Below are 17,440 nucleotides of genomic sequence, written 5' to 3'. Positions count from 1 at the left end.
CCCCTTCAATTGCCCGCTCTGGCGATGAGGCTCACCAACTGACCTTGATGCCGAGCTTGCCGTCATAGGCGTGCGAACGGCCGTTGAGGCTGATCTGGTATCCTGCCGAGGCGTAGAGTGCCGTGTTGCTGGTGATCTGCGCGTCGACGCCGGTTCTCAGTTCGGCCCAGGAGCCACCGAGATCGGCACGGAAGGGAATCAGCCCGGTGGCCGATGAGAATTCGGTCTTTGGATTGCCCAGGAACTCGTTCCAGAGGCTCGCCTTCAGGCAAGCCGTGAGCAGGCGAGGCTTGGCGCGCGGGTCCTCCTCCAGCGTCCAGCTCCGCGCCAAGCGTGCGCCGATCCGTGCGGCAAGGGAATCCACATCGCTGAAACGCACCAACGCCGCCCCGTCATGGCCGGACCCGTTGACCAGGGTCTGGTAGATCACTTGCGCCTGTGGCTCGAGGATGAAACCGTTGCCGAGCTGAATCGGATAGCCGCCCTCGAGCGAGGCCGCGAAGCCGAAACCGTCGCGCTTCAATTTGATCAGGCGTTTTGAATCGGCCTCGGCATCGAACCAGGTACCTTGCACGACTCCGTCGAGATACCAGCCGGACGGTCCGAAATGCGTCCAATAGGCGCCGAGCGAATAGCCGTCGATCGTGTTGGTACCGGCCCTGGTTCCGTTGAAATGGGTGACATCGCCCTCGATCCGGCCGATGGCGGCATAGAGGCCGGCGTGATCGCGGCTGCCGTCGGCGCTGCGACTGCGATAGAGATCGAGGCCGGCCTGGAAGGCGTAGATGTCGTAGTCGTAGTTCGGGCCGTTGCGATAGATGCCCCAGGGGCCGCCGTCCTGGTTTCCGTGCTGGCCGATGATCCGGGCCCATCCGGCGGAAGCATAGGAGCGGCCGGGGGCGGTGGCTCCCGCCGGCAGTTGCACGGTTGTGGTGCAGCGAAAGTTCTTCTCCGGGTTCTTGCACCAGATCGTGCGTTCTTCGCTGACCGGCGGCGGTTCGAGCGGGCGCAATTCGCCGACCCGTTCATGCAGGCTGTCGATCAGGGTGCGGCCATATATCAGTCCCATGGCCGGAAGCGCGGCATAGAGGGAGGTCTCGCGCCGGAAATCCGGGATGCCCGTCCCGGGGTTCGGCGGCGTCGGTCCGGGACCAGGTGGAACCGGGGTGGGCGGCGTCGGGGTCAGCTCGGAGCGCAGATACCAGTTCTCCGGACCCGTGGCGTCGACGCTGCTGCGGTAGAGCGAATACTCATAGGGGCCGGCAACCACCGGCCGGCTGAGCGAGAACGCTCCAGGCACCGTCCTGCCGCCATTGATCGCATCGACCACCAGGATGCCGTTGCCGATGGTGAGATCGCCCGGTCCAGTCGTGTTCGCCACGCGCAGGAACGAATTACCGATGGCCGTGCCGCCATTGATCACGAGCCGGTCGGAGGGAGAGCCATCGCTGCCGAGGAAGGTGTTGAGGCCGAGTGTTCCGCCTGCGCCGAGATAGTTTTGCGTTGTCAGGGTTTTGTAGCTGGCCAAGAGTGTTGGGTCGCCACCCGGCGGCGTGAACTGGATCAGCCCGGCATTCGTGACCTGCTGCGTGACGGTTGAGCTCGCTGTGACAGTCCAGGTGCTGGTCGGGTCGACGGTGACATTGGTGACGTCGAAGGCCGCGCCGGTCCATTGCGTTCCGGTCGCGAGATTGATGTTGGCGGTGGTCTGCGCCCCAATGACGGCATCGCCGGTCAGGATACTTCCGTTCGAGGCGTCGAGCTGCACGGCGGTCAGCTGGGCACCGGTGCTCGCGAAGGTCACCAGGAGGTTGCCGTCGCCGCCGGTGAGGACAGCCCCGTCCGTCACGGTCAGGGTGAGCGGCCCCTGTGCACCAACCGCGGGAGCCGAGCTGCTGACCAGGCTGCCCCCTGCAATCCGGACAGGGTTGATGAACCCTGCGGTGTTGTTCAGCGAGAAGAGTCCGAATGTGCCTGCCCCCACGGCACTCACGGCGGTGTTGGTGAGGTGGATCGAGCCGGGGCCGGCATTAATGAAAAGCGCCGCGCCGCCTGCACCGGAGGTCGTCACGCGCGAAGCGCGCCCGATGACGGTGCCGTTGGAATCGACACGGATGCCAAATGCGTTTGTCCCGGTTGTGGTGATCGTGTTGTCGGTCATGTCGACCGTACCGCCGAGGCCAGCATCGACGCCGGCTGCACCATTGCTCGAGGTCACAGTGATGGTCGTGCCCGTGCTGGTGATCAGGGCTCCGGCTCCCTGTGCCAGCAGCCCGCTGACTGGAATCGCGCCGACCAGACCGAAGACCGAGCCGACCGGTCCTGCAGCCGTCGCGAGATTAGCCGTCTGGAGCACATAGGCGTTCGGGCCCTGCTCGGAGTTGATGGTGATGACGCTGCGCCCTGAGAGCGTGATGCTGCTATTGTTGCGCGCCCAGGCGCCGGCAGCGGCATTCGGACCCTGAACTGTCACGTCCGCGATGTTGAGCGAGCCACCGTTGACGGCGAAAAGGCCGGTGCTGCCTGGTCCGCCGGAGGCATTGTTGAGATTGACGGTCAATCCGTTGCCGATGGTGCCGAGCGCCACAGCCGTATTGTCGACGCCTATGCCGACATTGCCGGTGCCGTTCATTTGAAACGTCGACCCGGGAAGGATGCTGACCTGGCCGCCGTCATGGAAATAGATCCCCATCGAGCCGCCACCATTCATCGTGAGCGGAATGAGAACGTCTGCAATCACGCGGCTGCCGGCGCGCGAAGCACCGAGACCGACCGAGTTGAACGCAGCCGTCGTGATGCTCGTGCCGCTGTGCAGATTGATGGTGCCGCCGCCCTCGGCGATCGCGCCATGGCCGGCCGAAATGGTCGGGGTTGCGATCGCTGTGTTGTTGACGATGACATTGGTGGCGTCGATCCTGCCGCCGATCGCGACCAGTGCTGCTCCAACTCCAGTCGTCGTGATCGAAGCGCCGTTGAGAGTTGCGCTACTCGTGGCGCCATTGGCGAGAACTGCGTGGCCGCCTTGGGTCAGGATGCTGAGATTGCCGTTCGGCACCGTGATCGTGCCGCCATTGGCCTGCAGCGCATTGCCGTTCAAGGCCTGGAAGGTAATCGCGCCGGGAAGCGGCCCCGCCAGACTGTCGATGACGAGCGTGCCGCCGGTGACGTTGCTTGCGTTCGCGGCACCTGCTGTCGCGACATTCGTGCTCCCGACGACGGTTGTGGTGCCCGCTGTAACATTGATCGTCGCCGTAATCGTAGGCGGACTTGGCCCGACCGTCTGGGCGCCGAGCGGGAGGGAGGACAAGAGCAGTCCGACGCTTGCTGCTCCGCAGGCTGGCAGGCCACTCGTAGGCACGACCCAACGGTACATCATTCTCATGATGCCCCCCGGTTGCGGTGGCGCTTGCGTCCTTCGCTTCTGTTCTCGCCTTGCGCCGAATCACCCGTGTTTCTGCCGAATTTGCGGATGCTGGCTGCTGCGCGGAAAACTGTCGATAGGGAAAATCCTCAGATACGGCGTTCGCAGCCTCGGTGGTTTCCATGAGATTAACGAGGGCCGCACGCGACATGACGGCCGTGGCCGGTCGGCCATGGCCGTCACGTCGCGTGCGGAAGCTAGAAGAGGATGGCTGAGGACGGCGACGGTCGGGGGGCTGCGTTCAGCGGATCTAGCGCAGAGGGGGAGCGTACAGGATTCCGCCCATGCTCCAGAGCTGGTTCAAACCACGCGGGATGCCGAGGCGGGATTTCACACCAAGATTGCGCTCGTAGAGTTCGGAGTAGTTGCCGACGGCCTTCACGGCGCGAATGGCCCAGGCGTTGTCGATGCCGAGCATCTTACCGAAACCGCCCTCGGCGCCGACGAAGCGACGGACGTCAGGCTTGGCGGAGGCCAGGGCCTCGGCGGTGTTGGTCGAGGTGATGCCGAGCTCCTCGGCGTTCACGAGAGCAAAATTCACCCATTTGACGAAGGTGAACCAGGCAAAGTCGCCGCCGCGCGTCACCGGGCCGAGCGGCTCCTTCGAGATCACGTCAGGCAGGATGACGGCATCGGCGGGGCGAGGAAGCTTCAGGCGTTCGGCATAAAGCGCCGACTGGTCGCGCGTCAGCACATTGCATTCGCCTGCCTGGAAGGCAGCGAGAGCGGCGGCAGCCGTCGGGAAGGCACGCTCTTCATAGGTTATCGAGTTCGAGCGCAGGAAGTCAGAGAGGTTGAGTTGCGTCGTCGTGCCCGCTTCGACGCAAATCTTGGTGCGGTCGAGTTCGAGCGCCGAGGTCGCCGTCAGCGACTTCATGATCATGAAGCCCTGGCCGTCGTGATAGGTCACGCCGGCGAAGGACAGGCCGAGCTCGGCCTCGCGCCCCAGGGTCCAGCTGGAGTTTCGCGAGAGCAGGTCGACCTGCCCGGCACGCAGCGCCTCGAAGCGCTGGCTTGCCGAAAGCGGCACGAAGCTGACCTTGGCCGGATCATCGAAGATCGCGGCCGCGACGGCCCGGCAGAAATCGACATCGAATCCCGACCACGCGCCTTGCGCATCCTTCTCGGAGAAGCCGATCAGGCCTTCGCTGACGCCGCATTGCAGGCTGCCGCGCTGCCTGACGGTGTCGAGCGTTCCCGCTGCGGCGGGCTGCGCCGCTCCCCAGAGCGTGACGGCCGCGAAACAGGCAAGCGTGCTGCGAAGGTAGGTCTTGGCCGCGTTCAGCATGACCATCGGTCTCCGGTGGGGACAGATTGGGGAATTGGCAGGGGGCCGGTGCAAGTCAGAGACTTGCACCGTGCCGGACGACGACCTTGGTGTTGAGCGGGACGCGCTCGTACAGATCGATGATGTCGCCATTGGCGAGGCGGAAGCAGCCGGACGAAATCGATTGGCCGATGGTCTCGGGCTGGTTGGTGCCGTGGACCCGGAAAACCGTCGAGCCGAGATAGAGCGCTCGCGCTCCCATCGGGTTCCCCGGACCGCCGGCCATGAAGCGCGGCAGATAGGGCTGGCGTGCGATCATTTCCGGCGGTGGGCGCCAGTCCGGCCATTCGGCCTTGCGGCTGATCTTGACCAGGCCCGACCACTGGAAGCCTTCGCGGCCGACACCGATGCCGTAGCGCAGAGCGCGGTTATTGCCCTGGACGACATAGAGGAAGCGTTCCGAGGTATGGATCACCACGGTTCCCGGCGGCTCGCTGGAGCGGAACAGCACGGCTTGGCGCGCGTAGGGGCCGTCGGCGACAACGGTCTCCTCACCCGAGATGCGCCCCGGCTCATCACCGATGTCGAGGGTCTCCGCCTCGCCGGCCTTGGGGGCCGCGAATGCGCTGCCGGGCAGTGTCGCGACAGCACCCAAAGCCAGAGCCGCAAGGCCGAGGCAGGTTCCAGCGATTCTCCGCTTCCGTCCGCTTACCCGCATACTGCTCACTCCCGAATTGAAAGGTGCGCTCAGGCTCCGCAGCGCACGAAGATGAAGGTTCCGTAGCGGCGATGCGCGTCGGGATCGACGAAGCGCATGACCAGCTCCCTGTCGGTCGCGGACAGGATCTCGCGGTCCTGCGGGTCGCCGGCGGGAGCCTCGAAGCCGAGGAAGTTTCTGCCGCCCGGTCCGCCCTTGAGCTTGAGCTCATAGAGTTTGGGATCGTCGGCGACATGCATCATGACGCCGTCGGTCGGTCCCTTGGTGATCGAGTAGGGCATGTTGCACTGAGCCCTGGCCTGGGCCTCGGTCCGCTTGCGGTCCTTGTCGGCGTGGAAGGAGGCAATGCCCCATTTCCCGATCAGGCGCTCGCGCGGGATGCTGCTCGGTCCGGCTGCGTGACCGGCGGACGGGCTGCCTGCATCCTCACTGGTTCCGGCGCAGCCTGCTGCGGCCAGTGTGAACGCTGCTGCTGCGAGGCGGGTCAGCATGCCAGATCGAAGAGAAATTGGTCTGGCGGGGGTTGCGCCTGAATGGTGCAGAATTGCCGGGAAAGTGGCTTGGCCTCTGTCGTGTTGCGGTACCACTTTACACTCCAGCATCTTCGGACACAGGTCATCATGGACGAAGCCGCCGACAGAATTCAAGCCATCACTTGCGCAAGCATCGATGTATCTTCGGCCGCGAGATCAATGACCTTGCCGGCGCGGTGTTGAACGCGCCTGAACAGCCCAGGCGCGGCAGTGGTTATTGGCCCGGAACGGAGTTGGGGCGTGCCTGCAATCCCAGGAAATGCCGGATGATCGGCTTGTCCTGGCCTGTATGGAGTTTCGTGACCTCCGCCTGGATATCGGCATCGGCCTGAGAGACACGCCTGTGCTGACGCAGGTGCTCGGCCCAGGACTCGACCATGAACCATTCAAGGATGCAGTCGGGGTCGGCGGCATCCTCGCTGACGCCCCAGGCGAAGGCGCCGTCCCGGCGCCGCTCCGGAGCGAGTCGGGCCACCGCCTCGAGGAAGGCCGCCCGGTTTTCGCGGGCGACGCGGTACTCGACCGTGATGGTGACGGGGCCGCGGTCGTGTTCGACCGGATCCGCGATCGCCGGCTCCGGCCAATGGCTCGAGGGGGTGAGGTCGGCCTCGCCCGCTGGTAGCCGCAGGCGCAGGACCGCAACGGCGACCAGCGCGAGCGCGAGTGCTGCGACGAGCAAGGTGGCATGCAGCCCGATGGCTTCGGCCACAAGCCCCCAGAGCAGGCTTCCGGCCGCCGAGGCGCCGTTGAAGATCGTGAGGTAGATCGCCAGGCCGCGCCCGCGCACCCAGTTTGGCAGGATCGCCTGCACCGTGCCGTTCAGCGTCGTCAGCGCAGCGATCCAGGCGCCGCCCAGGACGAGCAGCATGAGAATGGCAAGCCAGTGCGGTGGCACCGCCGCCAGTGCCGCCGTCACAGCGGCGGTGACGAGCGCGGCGCCGAGCATGATGCCGTCGGCATCGAGATGGGCCCGGATCCGCGGCAGCACGATCGCCCCGGCGATCGCGCCCGCTCCTACAGCTCCGAGAAGGAGGCCATAGAAGCCGGCACCGCCGCCGAGCAGCTGCCGGGCAACCAGGGGCAACAGCGCCCAAATGGCGCTGGCGCCGGCGAAGAACAGGACGGCCCGCAGAAGAACCCGGTGAAGCTCTCGACTGGCGCGGGCGTAACGCAGCCCCGCCCTGAAAGCGCCGCCGAAATGCTCGCGGAGCTCGTCATCGGCGCCGGCAGGGCGCTGCCACCAGAGCAGTGCCGCGATGACGAAGACATAGCTCAGGACGTCGGCGCCGTAGGTCAAGGCCGCACCAAAGGCCGCCAGGAGCGCACCGCCGGCGGCAGGGCCGATCGCGCGGGCAATGTTGATGCCGAGCGAGTTCAGCGCGACGGCATTGCGCAACTCGGTCTTCGGCACGAGCTCGGGCACGATCGATTGCCAGGTCGGTCCCATCAAGGCCGCACCGACACCGCCGATGAAGGTGAGCCCGACCAGAAGTTCGATCGTCAGCCGGTTGGTCAGCGCCAGCGTCATCAGGACAGCGCTGGTGAAGCCCAGCATCAGCTGGACGCCGATCAGCAATTTCCTGCGGTCGACGATGTCGGAGAGCACGCCGGCGGGGATCGCGAGCAGGAAGATCGGCAAGGTACCGGCGACCTGGATCATGGCGACAGCCGCGGGCGAGCCGGAGAGATCGGTAACCAGCCAGCCGCTTGCGACATCGCGCATGAAGGAGCCGACATTGCCAAGGACCGTCGCTGCCCAGAGTACGGCGAAGACGGAGTGCCGCAGCGGCGCGAAGGCCGACGACGCCGGTCTGGGCGCGGTATCGTGCGGCACTTGGGCCATCAGGCTCGCGCTCCCCGGCTCGAGCGGGCGGAAAGCACCGCCAGTAGTGCAAGCCCGCCGACAATCGAGACATGTTCTAAGAAGATGTTCTGATGCAGGAAGCGTTCGCCCGCGGGCTTCATCCAGAAGGCATGGGCATAGAGCGTCGCGAGGATCGTGAAGCCGCCCAGCGCCGCCGCGCCAATCCAGGCATGGCGGCCGCCGGCGATCAGCAATGCGGAGCCGCCGAGCTGTGTCAGGATGACGAGCGTGGCAAAGAGTGCGGCAGGCTCGAGCCCGGTCAGACCGCGGACCTCGGCGATCGCTCCCGCGAAATCGAACAGCTTGGCGATGCCGCTGAGCATGAAGGGCAGCGCCACAGCGATGCGGGCGAGAACAACCAGCCATGACTGGCCAAGGAGCCGTTCGACGGCGTGCTGAGCGGAGGAAAATGGCGAACCGGACATGATCGATCCCTTCGTGCGCTCAGAAGGCCCAGCAGGAGCAGCCCAGTGCTCCCCAGAACGAACCTTCGTCGCGCACCGGCACGGTTGCGGCCAAGGCCGAGGCGTGTGCATGGCCGTGGACGCCGCAAGCGCTGGCGCAGCCACAGGCAACCGCAAAGGCATATTTGCGCTCATCCATGCTCGCACGCTTCTGGTAGCCGCCGAAGGTCCTGACCGGTGACCAGTCCGGCATGGCCGGCGGCAGTGGCGGGGCAAGCCCGGCATAGTCGCCGGTGCCGTGAACCGGCTTGCCGCCGAGCAGCGTCAGGACGCTCTCGATGTCCTGGATCTCGTCCTCCGGCACGGTCATGTAGTCGCGGTCGAGCACGACGAGATCGGCAAGCTGGCCGGTCTTGATCTGGCCCTTCTTGCCTTCCTCGGTCGAGAACCAGGTATTGGCCTGTGTCCAGAGCCGAAGCGCGCTTTCGCGATCGAGCAGGTTGCGTTGGGGATAGAGCCTGAGGCCCCCCAGTGTCTTGCCGGTCACGAGCCAGGCGAGCGAGACCCAGGGGTTGTAGCTCGCAACGCGGGTCGCGTCGGTGCCGGCGCCGACGGGGACGCCGGCCTCGAGCATGCGCGCGATCGGCGGTGTGCGTTCGGCCGCCTTGGCGCCATAACGTTCGACGAAATCCTCGCCCTGGAACATCATCCGGTGCTGCACGGCGATGCCGCCGCCGAGCGCTGCGATGCGGTCGATATTGCGATCGCTGATTGTCTCGCAATGGTCGAAGAACCAGTGCAGCCCCTGCAAGGGCGTGTCGCGGTTGACCTTCTCGAAGACGTCCAGCGCGCGGGTGATGGTCTCATCGTAGGTGGCATGCAGGCGCCAGGGCCAGCGGTTCTCTGCGAGCAGCCGCACCACGGGTTCGAGATCGCCCTCCATCGTGGACGGCATATCCGGCCGCTCGACCCTGAAATCTTCGAAATCCGCAGCCGAATAGACCAGCATCTCGCCAGCGCCATTATGGCGATAGAGATCATCGCCCTGGCCGGGTTTCACCTGGTTGGCCCAGCCCGCGAAATCGGCGAGCTCCTCCTTCGGCTTCTGCGTGAAGAGATTATAGGCGAGCCGCAAGGTCAACTCGCCTGCGACATGCAGTTTCTCGATGATTGCGTAGTCATCCGGGTAGTTCTGGAAGCCGCCGCCTGCATCGATGATGCTGGTCACGCCGAGCCGGTTCATTTCGCGCATGAAATGGCGCGTCGAGTTGAGTTGATACTCGGGCGGGAGCTTGGGGCCCTTCGCCAAGGTGGCATAGAGGATGTTGGCGTTGGGCTTGGCAATCAGCAGTCCGGTCGGGTTGCCGTTTGCATCGCGCTGGATCTCGCCGCCCGGTGGATCGGGCGTCTCCTTGCCGTAACCAACGGCGCGGAGGGCCGCGGCGTTGAGCAGGGCGCGGTCATAGAGATGCAGGATGAAGACCGGCGTCTCGGGGGCGATCGCGTTGATCGCGTCGAGCGTCGGCAAGCGCTTCTCGGCGAACTGATGTTCGGTGAAGCCGCCGATCACCCGCACCCATTGCGGCGGCGGGGTCGCCGCGACCTGGCGCTTCAGCATCTCCATCGCCTGGGCAAGCGAACGTACGCCGTCCCAGCGCAGCTCCATATTGTAGTTCAGCCCGCCGCGGATGATGTGCATATGGCTGTCGATCAGCCCCGGAATGACACGCCGGCCACCCAGGTCGACGATCGCAGTCGTCGGGCCGGCTAGAGCGCGCATGTCCTGTTCCGCTCCGACACCGATGAAACGGCCATCGGAGATGGCAACCGCCCGCGGATCGGGGTTGCTGCGGTCCAAAGTGCTGAAGCGTCCGTTCACGAGAAGGAGGTCGGCAATCATGGCGGCTTGTCCTGTCGTGGATGTCTGGGCGGCAGCCCGGCCGCCGAGCAGCGTGGAAAGCGCGCCGGCCGCGCCGCCGAGCGTGGTCTGCCTGCGGGTCGGGTTCATGAAGGCTTGCTGCCGGCATCGTTGCGTTCGGCCTGCCTTTCGGCGGAGCGCGCGGGTAGGGCGCCGAAAAGGTGCTCGCCGCATTCGCTCCTGAGCCAGCCGATGCTGAGCCGCTCGCCCGCGAGGACGCGCTTGGCAATCGGCACGATCTGCTCCCCGGCCAGGATGCCGAGGAGACCGATCAGCGCCACGACCGGCGGCGCTGGCGAGCGGACATTGAGCAGGCTGTAGATGATGCCGACCAGCAGACCGGCCCCCAGGGCCAGCAGATAGGGCTTCATATCGACCTCCCTTGGGCTCTGGCCGCCCGACAATCAGCCTTTCACGAAAGCGAGCAGATCGGCGTTGACCAGCTCCGGATGGGTCGTGCAGAGCCCGTGCGGGAGCTTCTCGTAGACCTTGAGCGTGCCGTGCTTCAGCAGCTTGATCGAGAGCAGGGCCGCGTCGGCGATCGGCACGATCTGGTCGTCATCGCCATGGATCACCAGTGTCGGCACCTCGACCGCCTTCAAATCCTCGGTGAAATCGGTCTCCGAGAAGGCCTTGATGCCGTCGTAATGCGCCTTGGCGCCCCCCATCATGCCCTGGCGCCACCAATTCCGGATGATGCCCTGCGACGGGTTCGCGCCCGGGCGATTATAGCCGTAGAAGGGCCCACTCGGCACATCGAGGAAGAATTGCGCGCGATTGGCGGCGAGCGCCTGCCGGAAGCCGTCGAAGACCTCGATCGGCAGCCCGCCCGGATTGGCCGCGGTCTTCAGCATAAGCGGGGGCACCGCGCCGATCAGCACCAGCTTGGCGACGCGGCCCTTGCCATGGCGGACCGTGTAGTGCAGCGCCTCGCCACCGCCGGTCGAATGGCCGACATGAACGGTGTTTCGCAGGTCGAGATGCTCGACCACCGCCGCGGCATCGGCCGCGTAATGGTCCATGTCATGACCGTCTCCGGTCTGGGTCGAACGGCCATGGCCGCGCCGGTCATGGGCGACGACGCGGTAGCCCTTCGCGAGGAAGAACAGCATCTGCGCGTCCCAGTCGTCCGAACTGAGCGGCCAACCATGGTGGAAGACGATGGGCTGGGCGTCTTTCGGACCCCAGTCCTTGAAGAAGATTTCGAGACCGTCCTTCGTGCTGACCTTGGGCATGATCAATGTCCCTCTTGTGCGCCGAACATCGTCTTGGCGTAGATGATGCCGAGACCGTAGGCCCCGCCGAACTTCCTGGCGATGCCGGTGGTGAGATCGTAGGTGTCCGTCCGCGCCCAGTCGCGCTGCAGCTCGAGCAGGTATTGCAACGCGGTCATCGGGCGGGCGCCGGCCTGTACCATCCGCTCGACGGCCCGCTCATGCGCCTCGTCGGAGACGTCTCCGCAGGCGTCGGTGATGATGTAGACTTCAAAACCCTGGTCGATGGCCGAGAGCGCGGGGCCGACGATGCAAACCGAGGTCCAGAGGCCGGCAAGCACGATGCGGCTCTTGCCGATCTCGTTGACGCGCGCGATCACTGCGGCATCCTCCCAGGTGTTCATGGAGGTGCGATCGAGCAGCTTCTGGCCGTTGAAGGCGGTCGTGATCTCCTCGAACATCGGCCCGGAGAAGCTTTTCTCGGCGACGGTGGTCAGGATGGCTGAGACGCCGAAGCCGGCGGCGGCATGGGAAATCAGGGCGGCGTTGTTGCGCAGCGCCACGGCATCGATCGACTTCGTTGCGAAGGACATTTGCGATTGAAAGTCGATCAGGATCAGGGTGTGATCCTGGGGAGAGAGCAGCAGTTTACCTGGAACCGGAGTTGCGCGAGCCATGAACCAACCTCCATCGCGACAGTGAACGCGGCGGCACGCTAGCGCTGCGGTGCAATCTCGACCAGTAGTAACCTTTTGGATACCGCAAGTTTGCCATGAACAAGATCGAACGAATAGAAGTCAGCGACAGCAAATGCCGTGTGGAACCTTTGCTCAAGTTCCTGGCTCAGGAATGGATGAGCCATATCATCTGGATTCTCGGTCAAAATAATGCGTTGCGCTTTGCGGAGCTTCGTCGCGTTCTGCCTGGATCGATTTCCGCGCGCGTCCTTTCGGCCCGGCTCAAGTCACTTGAGAGCAAGGGCTTGGTCATTCGCCGCGACTTGAGCGAGAATGTCCGTCATGTCGAATATAGCCTGACCGAGGAGGGGCAGGCTCTCGATGCCGAGCTGAGGCGGAGCGAGGCCTTTTCCTATGCCCTTCACAGCCAGATCATGGCCGGTTCGGCGCGCGAGTAAACAGCCGCCAGAAGGGGCCTGCGCCAGAGCCGGTGTCTTGAGCCGCCTGCCGTTCAGATCAGGTGTATCGAGGGGACATTCAGAGATTACGGCTGGGTGCGGAGACCTCGCCCGCCGAGGCTGGCGCCCTGCAACAGCCCGACCAGATCGGCCTGGCGGTCGAGGCCGGTTTTCGCGAAGACCCGCTTCAGCGTCGTCCGAACGGTTTCTTCCCCGATGCCGAGCGTGAGTGCAGCATCGCGGGGGCGGCTTCCGGCGGCGATCAAGGCAGCCAGCTTCGCCTCCGCCGGCGTCAGGTCGAACAGGCCCTGGATGACCGAAGCGGTCGGGACCTCTCCGGGAACGACCGGGGTTACGACCAGAATGGCATGGGCTTGCGAAAGCACATCGTGACCGGCGCCGGTCACAGGCACGAGATGTGCGATGAAGGGCGGATTATCGCCTTCGGCGGCAATCGGGATCGAGCGGACGGCGGCATCGTGCGGCTCCTTGCCCAGGGCTGCGAAGGCCTGGAGAAGCAAGCGGTCCGCAGAAGGATTGGCGAGCCCGAGCCGGGATGGGCGGTCCTGCGCGACATCCGGCATCAGCCTGACGAGGAGCGAATTCGCAGCGAGGGCCTTTCCGCGCCATCCGAGCACGGCCGCAGGAAGGCCGATCATCTCGAGCGCGTGCGCAACGGTGCGGGCACGCTCCATGTCGAGCCGCGCTGCCAGGATGCCGGCGCGAGCAAAATGGGACCGTGTGCGATCGACCTGCGCGACGAGATCGCGCCCGACGGGCCCCGATGCATAGTCGCGTTCGGCATGGACGATGATGGTGTCGCCGCTTGGAACCTCGATGGCGGTCGCGACGCCGAAGCCATAGCCGCGCGGGATGAAGAAGTCGCGATAGATCGGGTCCTGCGCCATTTCCTGCATCGTGAAGACGTCGGCATCGGTCGCAAAACCGGGATGCTGCAGCGCTAACAGACGTTTGGTCCGCTCATTGGACGCTCCGGAATAAAGGCTGAGGAAATCGAGCCAGAGCTGTTCAAAGGCGGGCGAGGAGTTGATGAAGCGCATCTCGTCGCCCCGCACAGTGCAAAGCACCGCATCCTTCGCGCTGCAGATATCGGCGAATTTGGCGAGCACGGAAGGCCAGAGGCTTGGCACAAGGGCTGCCTCGTATACGGCATCGATCAGCTGATGCTCGCGTGGATCGCTCATTCCACCCTCCGGTCCTGACCGATCATCGGCTGATACCGCGCTGATACAGCAATACAACAATAGTTCAGGGCGCTTTGACCGTCAGCCGGCCCCGCCGCCGCAATGGCGGGAGGTCGATGTCGAGCGGCTTTCGAGCCTCTGGGCTCGGGCGCTTAACCGGCGACCGATCGAAGCTGTACGACGAGGGCAGCAAGATCCGCGTCATTCAGCACCGCACCCGGCCGTTCGACGATCCGTGTCACCAAACCGGCATGGGTCGCGAGCGTGAGGTCAAGGGTCGGGCGCGTCAGAGCTTCCAGCCAGAAGCCGATCATGCGGCCGCCGTTATGGCAGCCCGTTCCTTCACGAGGCGCGTTATGCCAGCGAAGTCGAGCTTGCCGGATCCGAGCACGGGCACCGCGGACACGACCATCACTTCAGCAGGAACCATGAGCTCGGAAGCACCCTTCGACTTCGCGAAGACCTGGAACTCACCCCTGGTCGCGCCTTGCCTTTGGGTCACAAGGACCAGCCGTTCTCCCTTTCGGGCATCGGGGAGGCTGGCCACGGCAGAGAGTGCGTCAGGCCAGAGCTCCGCGGCCATGGTTTCGATTGCCGCAAGCGACACCATCTCGCCGGCGATCTTGGCGAAACGCTTGGCGCGCCCCTTGATCGTGACAAAGCCATCGCTGTCGATCGTGACGATGTCTCCCGTGTCATGCCAGCCTCCGGCCGGAGGCTCCAGCACGCCTGGGTTCTCGGCGCGCAGATAACCCAGCATGATATTGGGACCGCGAACATGAAGGCGCCCGCCTTCGTCGACCCCAGGTACCGGTTCAAGGCGGGCTTCCATGCCCGGCATGATGCGGCCAACCGTCCCGAAGCGATTGAACATCGGCGTGTTGATCGCCAGCACCGGTGCGGTCTCGGTGACGCCGTAGCCTTCAAGGATGCGCAGCCCGAACTTCTCCATATATGTCCGCCGCGTCGATTCCTTCACCGGCTCGGCGCCGGCGAGGACATAGCGCAACGAGCGCAGGTCGTAGGGATGCGCTGCTCGTGCATATCCGGTCAGGAAGGTATCGGTGCCGAACAGGATCGTCGCATTCGAGCCGTAGACGAGCTCGGGCACCAGTCTGTAGTGGAGCGGCGACGGATAGAGATAGACCGGCACTCCCGAGACCAACGGCAGGACGAGCCCGACTGTGAGGCCGAAGGAATGGAACACCGGCAAGATGTTGAAGACCTTGTCGCGGCGGCCGAAATCGATGCGCGCCGCCGCCTGGGCGGCATTGGCAAGCATATTGGCGTTTGAGAGCACGACTCCCTTCGGAGTTCCTTCCGAGCCCGAGGTGAAGAGGATCGCGGCCCGGTCCTGTCCCGTCGTCGGCGTGATTGCGCTTTCATGCGACCACAGGCCCTTGAACTTGTCGGCCAGGCTCACGGTCGTGCGAACGTCCTCGAGATAGAGGATCCTGACGTCGGCCTGGAGAGCCTCGATCAGGCCACCCATCCACCCCTTCTCGACGAAGGCCCGAGACGTCACGATCGCCTTGATTTCGGCGGCTTTGCAGGCCGCCGCGATGTTGGTGGCTCCCGCCGTGAAATTGATCATCGCCGGAACACGGCCAGCCGACATCAGCCCGAGCAGCGTGACTGCGGCGCCGTTGGCGTTGGGCAGCATGACGCCGACAGCGTCACCCTTGTTCGCTAGAGGTGCGAGCTTGCGACCGATGACATTGGCTCCAACGAGCAAGCGCTTGTAGGTAAGGCCTCCAGTCAACGGATCTTCGACCGCAACGCGCCCCTTGCCATGGGTTCTTGCGGCCTCGACGACGGCGTCGAAGACACTGCGATCGATGCGGCTGGTGCGGAAGATCAGCTCCGACATGATCTGATAGAGCGCTGCACCGGCTGCCTGACGGCGAGCCTTGCCCTTCAGCTCTGGTTGAACGGTCAGCGATACCGGCTCCAGGATGGTCACGCGAACCTTCGGGAACCAGCGCCGGCGAACCTGGTCGCGCGAGAGCCGCGAGAACACGGTCGCCTCCAGCCCGTCGATGCGCACGGGGACAACCATCGCCCCTGACTTTTCGGCGATCATCGCTGCGCCGTCGTAAACCTTCATCAGGCTTCCCGTGACTGTGAGCCGACCTTCGGGGAAGATGATCAGGCTCTCGCCGCTCTTCACCGCATTGATCAGCGAACGCGTTGCCAATGGGCGCGTCGGATCGAGCGGCATTGCGCGGGTCAGCAGCAGGAACGGCTTTACCCACCAACGCTGGGCAATGCCGTGGTCGATCGCGAAGACCGGATCCTTGTCGAGGATGGACAGCGCCAGCGCCGCATCCAGGAAGCTGACATGGTTCAGTGCGATGATGGCGTTCGGGCCAGCCTTGGCGACGTTCTCCTGGCCGACGACCTCGAGGCGATAGAAGGCGCGCAGCAGGATCGACAGGACGTCACGCAGCGGATTGGTCGGCAGAACCTTGAAGATCCAGACTGCCGCGGCAATCGTTGCGAGCCCGAAGATCAGGAACAGCTGCGACAAGGTCATCCCAGCGGCCTGGAGCAGCGCCACAATGACGGCGCCTGTCACCATGAAAGCGGCGTTCAGAACGTTGACGGCAGCGATGACGCGCGCTCGCTTTTCTGCCGGCGACCAGCTCTGCGTTGCAGCGAAAGCGGGCACGATGAAGACGCCGCCTGCGATGGCGAGGCCAGTGAGATCAATGCCGACCCGCCAACCGATCGAGTTTGCGAAGAAGGCAGCCGCATTCAGCGGAGGCTGATGAGGCACCGCGCCCGAGACCGCCCAACCGAGATCGAGCGCGAACAACCCCATGACAACGCAAGCGACGGGAACAGGGAGCAGAACGATGCGCCCGCTGGACAGGAACGACCCGATACCGGAGCCGACCGCGATCGCGATCGCAAACATGCCGAGATAGATGCTGACGACGAGTTCCGTCCCGCCCAGACCATTCTTCACCAGGGAAGGCAGCAGCGACATCGTCACCGCGCCGACGAGCCAGAAGATCGAGACCATGACGCCGGTGCGCCACAGACGGGGATCTCCCCACAGGTCGATGAGAAGGTCGCGCGTCGAGCGCAGGATATTTCGATCCACGACCAGATCAGGTGCCCCTGCCCCTGTCCTGGGGATGAACAGCGTCGCCGCCCAGCACAGTCCGGCGAAGACCAGGATCAGTGCGGAGAGAGAGGCTGCGTCGCCTCCTTCGCGCGCCGTAAGCCCCCCGGCGATGGTTCCAAGCAGGATGGCGATGAATGTGGCGCCCTCGATCAGCGCGTTGCCTGCCGGCAGCTCCTCGCGCTTCAGGTGGTCGGGCAGAATGCCGTATTTGATCGGTCCGAAAAGCGCAGCAATGACGCCGAACAGAAACAGCGCTGCAAACAGCACGGGCACCGAGTGGAGCGTAAACCCGAGGACCGCAACGCCTGCCGCCCCAATTTCAGCGAGCTTCAGGCGTTGAGCGATCAGTGCCTTGTCGAAACGATCCGCAATTTGACCGCCAAGTCCGGAGAGGAAAAAGAACGGCGCGATGAACAGGCCCCCGGCCAGAGTCACCAGAGCCTCGCCATGCGAGCCCTGCAGCTTGTATAGGATGATGAATACGAGTGCGTTCTTCAGGAAGTTGTCGTTGAAGGCTGAGAAGAACTGTGCCCAGAACAAAGGCGCAAAGCGCCTCTTTAGCAACAATGACTCGGTCATAGCGAACACTCTGGAACGGGGAGGTCACATTGCACGACTGCTGGAGAAC

At 64.6% G+C, this 17,440-nt stretch carries 14 protein-coding genes; 1 reads left to right on the top strand and 13 read right to left on the bottom strand.

What is annotated here, in order from left to right; genetic code table 11:
• Nucleotides 1-31 precede the first annotated feature (31 nt).
• The 10 genes from AB4099_RS06555 to AB4099_RS06510 form a co-directional block, all read right to left on the bottom strand.
• Nucleotides 32-3,307, bottom strand: coding sequence for an autotransporter family protein (locus AB4099_RS06555; RefSeq protein WP_441477441.1), 3,276 nt, complete (start codon nucleotides 3,305-3,307; stop codon nucleotides 32-34).
• Nucleotides 3,308-3,671: 364 nt separating this feature from the next.
• Nucleotides 3,672-4,709: an amino acid ABC transporter substrate-binding protein gene (locus AB4099_RS06550; protein WP_441477440.1), complete on the bottom strand. Its 1,038-nt coding sequence runs from the start codon at nucleotides 4,707-4,709 to the stop codon at nucleotides 3,672-3,674.
• Between the two features lie 55 nt (nucleotides 4,710-4,764).
• On the bottom strand, nucleotides 4,765-5,406 hold the full coding sequence (locus tag AB4099_RS06545) for a L,D-transpeptidase (RefSeq protein ID WP_441477439.1): 642 nt from the start codon (nucleotides 5,404-5,406) through the stop codon (nucleotides 4,765-4,767).
• Nucleotides 5,407-5,435: 29 nt separating this feature from the next.
• Nucleotides 5,436-5,897, bottom strand: a complete 462-nt coding sequence (locus AB4099_RS06540) for a hypothetical protein (protein WP_113510965.1) — start codon at nucleotides 5,895-5,897, stop codon at nucleotides 5,436-5,438.
• Between the two features lie 256 nt (nucleotides 5,898-6,153).
• Nucleotides 6,154-7,782 (bottom strand): MFS transporter, encoded by a 1,629-nt coding sequence (locus AB4099_RS06535; protein WP_441477438.1) that lies wholly within the window; start codon nucleotides 7,780-7,782, stop codon nucleotides 6,154-6,156.
• Nucleotides 7,782-8,228 carry a DoxX family protein gene (locus AB4099_RS06530; RefSeq protein ID WP_441477437.1) on the bottom strand — a complete coding sequence of 149 codons (447 nt, stop codon included), beginning with the start codon at nucleotides 8,226-8,228 and terminating at the stop codon, nucleotides 7,782-7,784. Before AB4099_RS06530 ends, AB4099_RS06535 begins: the two co-directional genes overlap by 1 nt.
• A 19-nt stretch (nucleotides 8,229-8,247) precedes the next feature.
• On the bottom strand, nucleotides 8,248-10,215 hold the full coding sequence (locus AB4099_RS06525) for an amidohydrolase (protein WP_441477436.1): 1,968 nt from the start codon (nucleotides 10,213-10,215) through the stop codon (nucleotides 8,248-8,250).
• Complete coding sequence (locus AB4099_RS06520) at nucleotides 10,212-10,496, bottom strand: XapX domain-containing protein (RefSeq protein WP_113511090.1); 285 nt, start codon at nucleotides 10,494-10,496, stop codon at nucleotides 10,212-10,214. The genes AB4099_RS06525 and AB4099_RS06520 overlap by 4 nt, the downstream gene beginning before the upstream one ends.
• Nucleotides 10,497-10,529: 33 nt before the next feature.
• Nucleotides 10,530-11,360, bottom strand: coding sequence for an alpha/beta fold hydrolase (locus AB4099_RS06515; RefSeq protein WP_441477435.1), 831 nt, complete (start codon nucleotides 11,358-11,360; stop codon nucleotides 10,530-10,532).
• A gap of 2 nt (nucleotides 11,361-11,362) precedes the next feature.
• A complete protein-coding gene (locus tag AB4099_RS06510) occupies nucleotides 11,363-12,016 on the bottom strand; it encodes a hydrolase (protein ID WP_441477434.1) in 654 nt (217 codons plus the stop codon).
• Between the two features lie 140 nt (nucleotides 12,017-12,156).
• Between AB4099_RS06510 and AB4099_RS06505 the strand changes: the two genes are divergently transcribed.
• Nucleotides 12,157-12,474: a winged helix-turn-helix transcriptional regulator gene (locus AB4099_RS06505; RefSeq protein ID WP_441477433.1), complete on the top strand. Its 318-nt coding sequence runs from the start codon at nucleotides 12,157-12,159 to the stop codon at nucleotides 12,472-12,474.
• Between the two features lie 86 nt (nucleotides 12,475-12,560).
• Here the strand turns inward: AB4099_RS06505 and AB4099_RS06500 are convergent, their stop codons facing one another.
• From AB4099_RS06500 to AB4099_RS06490, 3 genes are all read right to left on the bottom strand, one after another.
• On the bottom strand, nucleotides 12,561-13,679 hold the full coding sequence (locus tag AB4099_RS06500) for a helix-turn-helix transcriptional regulator (RefSeq protein WP_113510971.1): 1,119 nt from the start codon (nucleotides 13,677-13,679) through the stop codon (nucleotides 12,561-12,563).
• 152 nt (nucleotides 13,680-13,831) lie between these two features.
• Nucleotides 13,832-13,993, bottom strand: a complete 162-nt coding sequence (locus AB4099_RS06495) for a hypothetical protein (RefSeq protein ID WP_162767925.1) — start codon at nucleotides 13,991-13,993, stop codon at nucleotides 13,832-13,834.
• The gene (locus AB4099_RS06490; RefSeq protein ID WP_441477432.1) at nucleotides 13,990-17,391 is read right to left on the bottom strand and encodes an acyl-[ACP]--phospholipid O-acyltransferase; all 3,402 of its coding nucleotides are present in this window, start codon (nucleotides 17,389-17,391) and stop codon (nucleotides 13,990-13,992) included. Before AB4099_RS06490 ends, AB4099_RS06495 begins: the two co-directional genes overlap by 4 nt.
• Nucleotides 17,392-17,440 lie beyond the last annotated feature (49 nt).

Source organism: Allobosea sp. 2KB_26, assembly GCF_052115715.1.
GTDB lineage: Bacteria > Pseudomonadota > Alphaproteobacteria > Rhizobiales > Beijerinckiaceae > Allobosea.
The sequence above is the reverse complement of the archived record's forward strand: the minus strand, read 5'-3'. Positions and strand labels throughout refer to the sequence as shown.